Origin of the sequence: Geminicoccus flavidas (assembly GCF_009806515.1) — a bacterium.
Lineage (GTDB): Bacteria > Pseudomonadota > Alphaproteobacteria > Geminicoccales > Geminicoccaceae > Geminicoccus > Geminicoccus flavidus.
In genome coordinates this window covers 1-10,970 of record NZ_WUJP01000840.1, presented here as the reverse complement: position 1 = coordinate 10,970, position 10,970 = coordinate 1, and the positions used below count along the sequence as shown (strand labels likewise).

The window sequence follows — 10,970 nt, the reverse complement described above, 5'->3', positions numbered from 1 at the left end:
ACCTTCGTAATCTGGGGCGCCCTGCACGGCGGGTATTTGGTGGTGCAGCGCTTCTGGCACCGCCTGAACAGCGGCAAGCCCCACGATGACGGGAGCCGGCCGCTGGGCCTGGGCTGGGCGATCACCATGCTGGCGGTGCTGGTCGCCTGGGTGCCGTTCCGGGCGACCACGCTGGAGGGCATGCTCGGCTTGTGGCAGGCCATGGCGCTCACCGGCCCGGGGCCCTGCCCGATGCCTGGCGCTGGGCGCTGAGACCGGCGGCTGGTCTCCTGGAGCAGACAGCAGCCACCTGACCCAGCAGCACAAGCCCATGCTGGCGCAAGCACTGGTCCAGGCTCTCCAGTCGGCCTGCACCGGGCCCCTCACCGCGTCGCGCTGATCGGTCGTGCTGGCTGGGTCGCGCTGAACGGCGCGGATGCCTGCTGCCGCTTCAGCCGGCCGGCCAGCCGCGCCGCACCGATGCCGCGTCCAGATGCGCCGCCGCCATTTGCCAGCCGTCCAGCCACCAGGTAGTTCCGGCCGTACCGAAGGTGGCGACGTGGCCGGCGGTCAATTGCTCGAGCCGGCCGGCGGGCACGGCCGTGACCGCGTTCCAGGCCAGCCCCGCCAGCCTCGGCTCCGGCACCTCGCGCAGGAGGTCCAGCAGCCAGCCTGGCAGTTCGGTCAAGAGCCGGCTCTGCTGGCCGCGCCGGAATGCCGACAACAGAGCCGGCCAGATCGGTGCGAGCTGGGCCAGGATCCGCGGCAGCCGGGCCGCCGCCTCGACCAGCTCGTCCAGGGCCACCGGATCGGTGTCGCTGCCATCCGCGCCCGCGTGGCGGCCCGGCAGGGCTGCGGCCGGATCCTCCTTCGCCCAGGCAAGCCTGCCCAGCTCCTGATGGAGCTGGCAGCCTGCCCGGCACAGCGCCTCGGTGCGGACCGCGGCAAAGTCCTTCAGGTCCAGGCACGGGCAGCTTCCCAGCCGCAGCGGGTGCTCGATGTCGAAGCGCCACTGCGCGGCAGAGCGCGCTTCCTCGAACCGGTCCAGCACCCGGTCGGCATTGCCGCTGGCGGACTGCAGCCGGCTGAGGAACTCCAGTGCGCGGATGGCAAAGCGGATCTCCGGCTCGTCCTTGGGCCAGAGATGGCCGCCCTGGAAGGCCTGGACCCGCGCCGGGCGCGGCTGCTCCAGCCCCAGGGCGCGACTGCGCATCCAGGCGGCGGTGCTCAGGTCCTGGTAAGGGTTGTGCGTCACGTCGGGCCACAGCCGGCTGGCCCAGGGCTGCGCCCGGATCCAGTACGCTGCTGCCGCATGGTCCTGGCCGGGCCTGGCCAGCCGGGCGCCGGCCGCCAGGGCCGCCGACATCTCGGCGACGATCGCCAGGCAGCGACGGGCCGCCTCGCTGGTCGGGCCGCTGCTCATGCCGCACTGCCCAACCGGACCGGGCCGGCACCGCGCCGGCCCGGCAGGAGCCGCCCTGCCGATCGCCTGCCTGCCGCGATCCCCACCATGATCGACCCCCGCCTTGCCGCGTTCCTGCGGGTGCGATGCTAGAAGCCGGGCACGGTGCTGGCTTGCGCCACCTGAAGGGGAATGGCGGCGCACGCCATACCGCGCTGCGTGGTTCGCCGGTTTCAACCCGAAGGTGCTCGAAGCGCCGTGGCGATCCACTGCCGGATCAGGCGATCCAGAGGCGCAGCAGCAAGCCAACCACCGACACGGCGGCCACGCCGGCAAGCCACAGGCCGACGAACCACAGGAGCCGGCGCCCCCAGCCGCCCCCTTGCCCAGGCTCGGTCAATGGTAGCCCTCGTGGCCGGTCTTGCCGCGGAACACCCAGTAGGAATAGCCGGTATAGATCAGGATGATCGGAATCAGCACCGACGCCCCCACCAGCATGAAGAGCTGGCTCTTGGGCGGTGACGCCGCGTCCCAGATGGTGATGGCGCCCGGGACCACGTAGGGGAACATGCTCACGCCGAGCCCGATCAGCCCCAGCGCGAACAGAGCCAGGGTGCTCAGGAACGGCCAGTATTCCCACCGCCTTGCCAGCGCCACAAAGAACACCACCGCGCCGATCGCCACCAGGATCGGCACCTGGGCGGCGAACAGCACGCGCGGGAAGCTGAACCAGTTGCGGTAGTAGGCTCCGCTCAGGAACGGCGTGAACAGGCTGACCAGGACGATGCAGCCCACCAGGAGGGGCCCCAGGATGCGGGCCAGCCGGTAGCAGTGCTCCTGCAGCCGGTCCTCCGACTTCATGATCAGCCAGGTCGCACCCAGCAGCGCATAGCCGATCACCAGGCTGACGCCGACCAGGACGCTGAACGGCGTCAGCCAGTCCCACCAGCCGCCGGCATAGCTGCGTCCCTCCACGGTGATGCCCTGCAGCAGCGCGCCCAGCGTGATGCCCTGGGCCAGCGTCGCGATGATCGAGCCCAGGGTGAAGCTGAAGTCCCACCAGGGCCGGTGCGCCGGATCACGCCAGCGGAACTCGAAGGCCACACCGCGCAGGATCAGGCCCAGCAGCATGGCGATGAGCGGCGCGTAGAGGGCCGGCAGGATGATCGCATAGGCGAGCGGAAAGGCCGCCATCAGTCCGCCGCCGCCCAGCACCAGCCAGGTCTCATTCCCGTCCCAGACCGGTGCCACCGAGTTGATGGCGCTGTCCCGCTCGCGTCCCGCCGGGAACAGCGGAAACAGGATGCCGATGCCCAGGTCGAAACCGTCCATGACGACATAGGCGAAGACGGCGAACGCGATCACGAACGCCCAGACGACGGTGAGGTCGAGCTCGATCATGTCCGGGCCTCCGCGCTGCGGCCGCCGATCGTCCGCTCGGGACTGAGGGCCGGGGCTGGCGTGATGCCGGCCGCACGATGCGGTCCGATCTCGCGCTCGGGCCCGGTCTCGCCCGTATAGGGCGCGTGCCCCATCAACTTCAGGATGTAGAACGTGCCGATCGAGAACACGACACAGTAGACCAGGATGAACATGAGCAGCGAAGTCGCCACGGCCGGGGCCGCCAGGGGCGAGGCCGATTCCGCCGTGCGCATCAGGCCATAGACCGTGTAGGGCTGCCGGCCGACCTCGGTGGTCACCCAGCCGGCGATCACCGCGACGAAGCCGGCCGGCCCCATCAGCAGCGCGAAGCGATGCAGGGGGCGCCAGTGGTAGAGCTGGCCCTTGAAATAGGCGATGGCACCGGCAGCGCCCAGGAACAGGATCAGGAAGCCCAGGCCGACCATGATCCGGAAGGACCAGAACACGATCTCGACCGGCGGCCATTCCTCGCGCGGCACGCTGTCGAGCCCCTTCAGCGGCGCGCTCCAGCTATGCTCCAGGATCAGCGAGGACGCCTTGGGGATCGAGACCTCGTAATGGACGGTGGCCTCCTCCTCGTCGGGGATCCCGAACAGGATGAGCGGCGCCCCGTCGGGGTGGCTCTCGAAGTGGCCCTCCATGGCCATGATCTTGATCGGTTGGTGCTTGAGCGTGTTCAGGCCGTGCGCATCGCCCAGGAAGATCTGCACCGGTGCCGCGATGGCGATCATGCCGATCGCCATGGTGAACATGACCCGGGCGCCCTCGTTGATCTTGTCGCGCAGCAGATGGAAGGCGCCCACCGCGCCCACCACCAGGGCCGTGGTGAGGTAGGCGGCCATCACCGTATGGGCCAGGCGGAAGGGGAAGGACGGGTTGAAGATGATCGCCCACCAGTCTACCGGCACGAACTGGCCGACCTCGTTCATCGCGTGGCCGGTCGGCGTATGCATCCAGCTGTTGACCGAAAGGATCCAGAAGGCGGAGATGAAGGTGCCCACCGCCACCGCGAGCGTGGCGGTGTAGTGCAGCCCCTTGCCGACACGGTTCATCCCGAACAGCATCACGCCGAGGAAGCCCGCTTCCAGGAAGAAGGCGGTGAGCACCTCGTAGGCCATGAGCGGCCCGATGACCGGGCCGGCCCGGTCCGAGAACACTGACCAGTTCGTGCCGAACTGGTAGGTCATCACGATCCCGGACACGACGCCCATGCCGAACGCGAGCGCGAAGATCTTCACCCAGTACCGGAACAGCCGGATGTAGACCTCCCGGCCGGTCCACAGCCACAGGCCCTCCAGCACGGCGAGATAGCTCGCCAGCCCGATCGTGAACGAGGGAAAGATGAAGTGGAACGAGACCGTAAACGCGAACTGGATCCTGGCCAGCAACAGCGCATCGAGCTGATCGAGCATCATCCTCTCCCACGTCCGCACCGACCTAGATAGGGCGCCGCAGCCGCGACGACAGCGCAGATCGACCTTCCTGAGGCGCCGGAGCGCAGGTGGGTGGCTCCGGCGGGCCCTCAACCCGCGGTGGCTGGGTCGGCGGGGGGCAGCGCGCGCGGGCGGCGCTCCGCGTCGATCGCGACGAAGGTGAAGACCGCCTCGGTCACCCGGGTCCGCTCGTCGCTCTCGCGCGGGCGCCGCCATGCCTCGATACGGATCTTCATCGAGCTGCGCCCGGTGGACAGGATCTCGCCATGGAAGCTGACCTCGTCGCCCACCAGCACCGGGCTCAGGAAGCTCATCGCGTCCACCGCCACCGTCACCGTGCGGCCGCAGGCGCGCCTGGTCGCGATGCTGCCGGCGGCCAGGTCCATGTGCGCCATCAGCCAGCCGCCGAAGATGTCGCCCGCCGGGTTGGTGTCGGCCGGCATGGCGATGGTGCGGATGAGCGGCGGCTGGTCGGACATGGCACGGCTCCCCCGACCGTCGTCACGGCCGCAACCTAACAGCCTCCGGCCGGGGCTGCCAGGAGGAGGGTCCAGGTGGCGAGGCCAGGGACCGAGGCTCAGGAATCCCGACGCCCGCTTGGCAACACCGAGCCCAGCACCTCGCGTGCCGCGTTAACGATCACGCTGCCGGCATCCGGGTCGAACGGCGTCGAGAACATGAAGTTCTTCGCCTGTGCCAGGGTGATGTGCGGCGGCAGGGGCGGCACGTTGGGGTCGGTGCGCACTTCCAGCACCACCGGCACGTCCGAGCCGAGTGCCGCCTCCCAGGCAGGGGCCACTTGGTCGGGGTGGTCGACGAAGATGCCGCGCAGGCCGATCAGCTCGGCAAAGCGATGGTAGGGCACGTCGGGGATGTTCTGCGTCGCCTCGAACTTAGGATTGCCCTCCATGGCCCGCTGCTCCCAGGTGACCTGGTTCAGGTCCTGGTTGTTCAGCACCATGCAGACCCAGGTCGGATTCGCCCATTCCCGCCAGTACTTCGCCACCGTGATCAGCTCGGCCATGTTGTTCATCTGCATGGCCCCGTCGCCGACCACGGCGATCACGGGGCGGTCGGGATGGGCGAACTTGGCGGCGATCGCATAGGGTACCGCGGCACCCATGCAGGCGAGGCCGCCGGAAAGCGAGGCCATCATCCCGCGGCGCATCTTCAGGTCGCGCGCGAACCAGTTGGCGCAGGAGCCGGAATCTGAGGACAGGATCGCCCGGTCCGGGATGCGCGGCGACAATTCCCAGAAGACGCGCTGCGGGTTGACCGGGTCGGCCGGCTGCATGGCGCGCGCCTCCAGCGTCTGCCAGCTCCTGGCCACGCTCGCCTCGACGCTCTCGCGCCAGGAGCGGTCGGTCTTTTGCTGGAGCATGGGCAGGAGCAGGCGCAACGTATGCGCGGCATCGCCTTGGAGGTTGACCTCCATCGGGTAGCGCACCGACAGCATGCCGGGCTCCAGGTCGATCTGCACGCCGCGCGCTTGGCCCTCCTTGGGCAGGAACTCCGAGTAGGGGAAGCCCGAGCCCACCATCAGCAGCGTGTCACAGTTGCTCATGAGATCCCAGCTCGCCGGCGTGCCGAGCAGGCCGATCGAGCCGGTGACGAACGGCAGGTCGTCGGGCAGCGCCGCCTTGCCCAAGAGGGCCTTGGCCACGCCGGCACCCAGGCGCTCCGCCACCTCGATCACCTCGTCGGTGGCACCCAGCGCACCGGCACCCACCAGGATCGCCACCTTCTCGCCCGCGTTCAGCACCTCGGCGGCGCGACACAGATCCTCCTCGAACGGCACCACCAGCGGCCTGGTGTAGCCAACCCCGCTGAACACCGCGCCATGTTGGCGGGGCGGCTCCTGGTAGGGCTCCTCCTGCAGGTCGTTGGGGAAGACGAGGGCCGTCACCCGCCGTTCGCCGATCGCCATGCGCACCGCACGGTCGATCAGGTGGCGCACCTGGCCCGGCACCGAGGCCTGCTGCACGAAGGTGCCGGCCACGTCCTTGAACATCGAGACCAGGTCGACTTCCTGCTGGTAGTGAGCGCCCACCGCTGTGCGCGCCTGCTGGCCGGCGATCGCCAGCACCGGCACATGGTCGAGGCGGGCGTCGTACAGGCCGGTCAGCAGGTGCGAGGCGCCCGGCCCCGACGTGGCAAGGCACACGCCGAGCTCGCCCGTGTACTTGGCATAGGCCGAGGCCATGAACGCGGCCATCTCCTCATGGCGCGCCTGGACGAACTTGATGTCCCCGTCACGGCGCTGCAGGGCGCCGAGCAGGCCGTTGATGCCGTCGCCTGGATAGCCGAAGACGTGGCGGACACCCCACTGCTTCAGGCGCTCCCAGAAGAAGTCCCCAACGGTCCCGCTCATCGCCATCACCCCTGCCGCTTGGTCCTGACAGGTGAACCAGCCTTCCACCAGCGAGTTCCCCCTGGCAGGGCGGTGCAGCTTGCCGAGCCGCCTCAGCCGGTGAAGTCGGCAGGGGCGAGTCTGGTGACGCCCGGCAGCTTCAGTTGTCACCCTGGCCGCCGTCGATGGTCCGGGCGAGGTCGGCCACGAGCAGGTCGTCCCCGGCACTTTCCAGCATGGCCCCCAGCATCATGCAGGATGTCATTGCCAAGACCGCCGTCAGGCAGTCGGTGCCGGAGCCAGATCCTGCCAAGAACAGGCCGCGTCGAACCTCCTCGGCACGGTTGCGAATCCGCTCGCTTCCTTCAGAAGATGGCCTATCCTCGATCGGTACGGCGGCATCCATTCGGATCCCTGTCAGGATGCCGGATAAGGACCGCCGACGACTGATGAAGCCAAAGGCCGGGTGCACGCTCGGTTATAACACCTAATTTAGCGTTTAATTTTGCCGTACCTATGCTTGGTGTGAATGCAGGCGTAGAATGAAATTAAGCACAAGATGCTTGTGTAGTAAGATGCATCCGCCCCTGTCGGAACCTGGAAGAGTACGCCGATGACGTCCAACGGCCATCACCATGACGCCTCGCATTGCTGCGGGCCGGGCTTCGCCTCGCCCGAGGACGCGATGGCAGCCCCGCGCGAAAAGCTGCTCTACACGATCGGCATCTATACCGGCAGCAAGGTCGATGCGCCGGACTATCTGGCGACCGTCGACGCCGATCCGTCCAGCCCCACCTACAGTCAGGTCATCCACCGGCTGGAGATGCCGAACAAGGGCGACGAGCTCCATCATTTCGGCTGGAACGCCTGCTCGTCCTGCCATGGCGATGCCTCGGCCGAGCGCCGCTTCCTGGTGGTGCCGGGTTTCAAGTCCAGCCGCATCCACATCGTCGATACGGCCGACCCGCGTGCGCCGAAGCTGCACAAGGTGATCGAGCCGGAAGAGGTGATCGCCAAGACTGGGCTGACCGCGCCCCACACCATCCATTGCCTGGGCAAGGAGATCATCATCTCCATGCTGGGCAATGCCGAGGGCGAGGGGCCGGGCGGCTTCCTCACCATGGACCAGGACTTCAACATCACCGGCCGCTGGGAGAAGGATCTCGGCGCCATGAAGTACGGCTACGACTTCTGGTACCAGCCGCGCCACAACGTCATGGTGTCCTCCGAGTTCGGCGCGCCCAACGCCTTCTTCGGCGGGTTCAAGCTGGAGGATGTCGGCAAGCGCTACGGTAGCCAGATCCATTTCTGGGACTTCGAGGGCCGGCGGGTCGAGAAGTCCTACGATCTCGGCACGGACGGCATGATCCCGCTGGAGGTCCGCTTCCACCACGACCCAGCCAGCACCCATGGCTATGTCGGCGTCGCGCTCTCCTCGAACGTCTGGCACTGGCACAAGAACGGGGATGGCTGGCAGCTCGACAAGGTGATCCAGGAGGAGCCGGTCGAGATCGAAGGCTTCCCGGTGCCGCTGCCGCCGCTGATCACCGACATCCTGATCTCCATGGACGACCGGTTCATGTATTTCTCGAACTGGCTGCATGGCGACCTGCGCCAGTACGACATCAGCGACCCGGCCAACCCGAAGCTCACCGGCCAGGTCTGGATCGGCGGCATGCTCGGCAAGGCGCCGGAAGTGAACGGCCACAAGGTCGCGGGCGGGCCGCAGATGCTGCAGCTCTCGCTCGACGGCAAGCGGCTCTACTGCACCACCAGCCTGCTCTCGTCCTGGGACGCGCAGTTCTATCCGGCCGTAGACGAGCTGGGTTCCTGCATGGTGCAGATCGACTGCGACACCGAGAACGGCGGCATGTCGATCAATCGGGACTTCTTCGTCGACTTCGGCAAGGAGCCGAAGGGGCCGGCCCGCGCGCACGAGACGCGCTATCCGGGTGGGGACTGCACGTCCGACATCTGGCTCTGATGGGGACGGCGTCCGCCCGGAACGCATTCGGGCGGACGCCGTTCATCCACCAGCGGCAGACGAGCCGCGGGAGCCATGGGGAGTCAGAAGATGCCCGTCACCCCCTCGACACCTGAGCCGTCGCCCGGCGACGAGGCCCCACCCGGCACGCCCGGGACCGGCGAGAATCTCTGCCCGACCTGCAGTGGCAGCGGCAAGGTCGACGGCAAGGACTGCCCGACCTGCGGCGGCACCGGCGAGGTCAATACCGGTATTGGCGGCGGCTGACGGGCCGCCGGGCGCTCACTTCAGGTAGCACTCGAAGTCCCTGACGGCGGTGGCGAAGCCCCTCCTGCCCGGGTCGGGGTCGGTCTGCTACATGGACACGAACATGCCATCGATCTTCCCGCTCGCGTCCGGGCGCGGCATCAGCGGATAGTTGAGCCCCTCGAAGGTGAAGGTGTTCGCCATGCCGAAGCTGGTGACGTGCTGGCCGGTGCGATCGTCATAGAAGGACAGGCGCATGAGCGCGCCGGAGCGCTGGCCGGGCCGCGGATCATAGTTGATGTTGAGAATCAGCTCATGCTCGACGTGGTACCAAACCCGGCAGCAGGGCATTGGTCCGCGGGCCCTGGGCGTCCATCTCGGTCATCACCCGGAACCGCGTGCAGGTGACGTCGAGCATGTCGTCCCTGAAGTGGCCGAGCAGCTTGCCCGACGCCGCGGTCGGCGAATCGCCCGGGCCGCCCACCACGACCCGGGTCGAGAAAGCCTCGCCGGTGTTCACCGTGCGCCGCGTCCCCTCGCACAAATGGTCGTTCGGCGGATAGCGGCCGTCCGGCGCGCTGCCGAAGCCCGGGATCTTGGTCTCGTAGCCGATGTTGAAGTCGAAATTGCTGGAATACATCACCTTGTAGGTGAGGCAGGCATGGTCGCCGACCCCGAGATTCTTGAGCGAGCGGGGATCGTCGGAATACTTGTCGAAGATCATCCAGTCGGTGTGTTGGCCCAGGCTCATCGGCGGGATGTCGGTGCTGCTCGGAATGCCTAAGCAGATCGCGGGCGTGGTGCCGTCGACGATGCACTCGGACAGGTTCTTCTTGTTGATCCGCCTGGCCCTGCCCCAGCTCGACTTGGCGCCCGGCGCCAGCCGGCCGCGCACGATCTCGCCATAGCCGGAGGTCGGGCCGGTGCCGAAGATGTAGTCCCACTGCTTCTTGAACTCGTTCGCCTGGCGCAGGCGGCCATCCGGATGAATGTCGTAGTTCAACGACAGCATGTTGCCGGAATTGTGCCGCTTGCCCACCGGCAGCCGCGCCATCGCCTCCGCCCGGGTCAGCGACTTCGTACGCCAGAACAGGTCCTCCGGCCCGAACAGGCCCCGGCAGTGCCGCATCGCGGAGGCATCTGCACCTTTGGGCGATGCGACCAGCAGCAATGGCAGGAGCGCCAACCCGAACAGCAGCCTCATCCGCACGACTTCCATTGGCCTGGAAAGTTCTCTGAAACCACCCATGAAGCCGTAGGCCTCCTCCGGTTTGACAAGCTTGAACTAATTCACATCAGTGACAGACCCAATCCTCCAGGAGGCTTGTCGGATATTCTGCGTATATCCGGCGATCATTCTGGACCGATTCAATGTTTTTCCGGAAGCATGTCTACTTTGGCCCGGAATGAAGAAGCCATGTCCTGGCCGGCGCCGGCCATCGCCCTGGCGAATTGCTGCACCGCCCTCATCGTGACAGCCCCACCATCTCCCGCACCTGGGCCACAACCTCGTGCGCGTGCTCGGCATAGCGCGCCGGCAGCTCGACATTGGCGATGGTGCCCGGCAGGAAGCGCAGCTCGCCGAACAGCATCTCCCACGGGATGTCGCCCCAGCCGGGCGGCAGGTGCAGGTCGCCCATGCCGAACGCCACCGTTTCTGAGCGGGTATGGCCCAGCATGGTCGCGGTCCGGCCGAAGCTGTCATGGACATGCAGATGGGCCGTAAGCGGTGCCGCCTGGCGCACCGACGCCCAGGCATCGACGCCGCGCCTGGTCGCTTCCTGGTAGGCATGGCTGAAGTCGATCAGCACCCGGACATGCGGATGGTCGACCTCCGCCACCTGCTCGGCCACCTCGTGCGGCAGCTGGGTGAGGTCGCCCGGCCGCTCGCCGAACAGGTTCTCCACGACGACGGTCACGCCCATCCTGCCGGCGAGATCGCCCAGGCGCCGCAGGAAGTCCCGCTCCTGGGCACGCAGCACCGCCAGTTCCGGTCCGGTCGCATGCACGGTGCGGCCGGAATGCTGCACATAGATCCCGGCACCGAGCCGCCCGGCCATCGTCAGGTGCGCTATCGCCACTGCCTCATGGATCTCGCGGTGGCGCAGGTCCCAGGGGTTGGAGGCGATCGGCCCGTGGACGGAGTAGCGCAGC

Annotated in this window: 11 protein-coding genes and 1 pseudogene; 3 read left to right on the top strand and 9 right to left on the bottom strand. The window is 67.7% G+C overall.

Annotated features, from left to right (window positions below):
• Positions 1–252: pseudogene (locus EQG76_RS24125) on the top strand (MBOAT family protein); the annotation flags it as partial.
• 178 nt (positions 253–430) lie between these two features.
• Here EQG76_RS24125 and EQG76_RS24120 read toward each other — a convergent pair.
• The 6 genes from EQG76_RS24120 to EQG76_RS24100 all read right to left on the bottom strand — a co-directional run bounded on the left by EQG76_RS24120 (position 431) and on the right by EQG76_RS24100 (position 6,607).
• Positions 431–1,402: a hypothetical protein gene (locus tag EQG76_RS24120; protein WP_159717099.1), complete on the bottom strand. Its 972-nt coding sequence runs from the start codon at positions 1,400–1,402 to the stop codon at positions 431–433.
• 256 nt (positions 1,403–1,658) lie between these two features.
• On the bottom strand, positions 1,659–1,781 hold the full coding sequence (locus EQG76_RS31810) for a DUF2474 domain-containing protein (protein ID WP_200841069.1): 123 nt from the start codon (positions 1,779–1,781) through the stop codon (positions 1,659–1,661).
• Positions 1,778–2,782, bottom strand: a complete 1,005-nt coding sequence (cydB, locus tag EQG76_RS24115; protein ID WP_159717097.1) for a cytochrome d ubiquinol oxidase subunit II — start codon at positions 2,780–2,782, stop codon at positions 1,778–1,780. Before cydB ends, EQG76_RS31810 begins: the two co-directional genes overlap by 4 nt.
• On the bottom strand, positions 2,779–4,215 hold the full coding sequence (locus EQG76_RS24110; protein ID WP_159717095.1) for a cytochrome ubiquinol oxidase subunit I: 1,437 nt from the start codon (positions 4,213–4,215) through the stop codon (positions 2,779–2,781). Before EQG76_RS24110 ends, cydB begins: the two co-directional genes overlap by 4 nt.
• Before the next feature lie 110 nt (positions 4,216–4,325).
• Entirely contained in the window at positions 4,326–4,715 is a 390-nt protein-coding gene (locus EQG76_RS24105; protein WP_159717093.1) for an acyl-CoA thioesterase, read from the bottom strand.
• Between the two features lie 98 nt (positions 4,716–4,813).
• Entirely contained in the window at positions 4,814–6,607 is a 1,794-nt protein-coding gene (locus EQG76_RS24100) for a thiamine pyrophosphate-requiring protein (protein WP_159717091.1), read from the bottom strand.
• Between the two features lie 592 nt (positions 6,608–7,199).
• On the opposite strand from EQG76_RS24100, the gene EQG76_RS24095 reads away from it, so the two are divergent.
• Positions 7,200–8,570: a selenium-binding family protein gene (locus tag EQG76_RS24095; RefSeq protein ID WP_159717089.1), complete on the top strand. Its 1,371-nt coding sequence runs from the start codon at positions 7,200–7,202 to the stop codon at positions 8,568–8,570.
• 90 nt (positions 8,571–8,660) lie between these two features.
• Positions 8,661–8,837 (top strand): hypothetical protein, encoded by a 177-nt coding sequence (locus EQG76_RS31805; RefSeq protein WP_200841068.1) that lies wholly within the window; start codon positions 8,661–8,663, stop codon positions 8,835–8,837.
• 87 nt (positions 8,838–8,924) lie between these two features.
• On the opposite strand, the gene EQG76_RS24090 is transcribed toward EQG76_RS31805, so the two are convergent.
• The 3 genes from EQG76_RS24090 to EQG76_RS24080 all read right to left on the bottom strand — a co-directional run.
• Complete coding sequence (locus EQG76_RS24090) at positions 8,925–9,074, bottom strand: hypothetical protein (protein WP_159717087.1); 150 nt, start codon at positions 9,072–9,074, stop codon at positions 8,925–8,927.
• Positions 9,075–9,129: 55 nt separating this feature from the next.
• Positions 9,130–10,020, bottom strand: a complete 891-nt coding sequence (locus EQG76_RS24085; RefSeq protein ID WP_159717085.1) for a hypothetical protein — start codon at positions 10,018–10,020, stop codon at positions 9,130–9,132.
• 262 nt (positions 10,021–10,282) lie between these two features.
• Positions 10,283–10,970 (bottom strand): sugar phosphate isomerase/epimerase family protein (locus EQG76_RS24080; protein ID WP_159717083.1); only part of this gene is annotated, 688 nt, incomplete at its 5' end.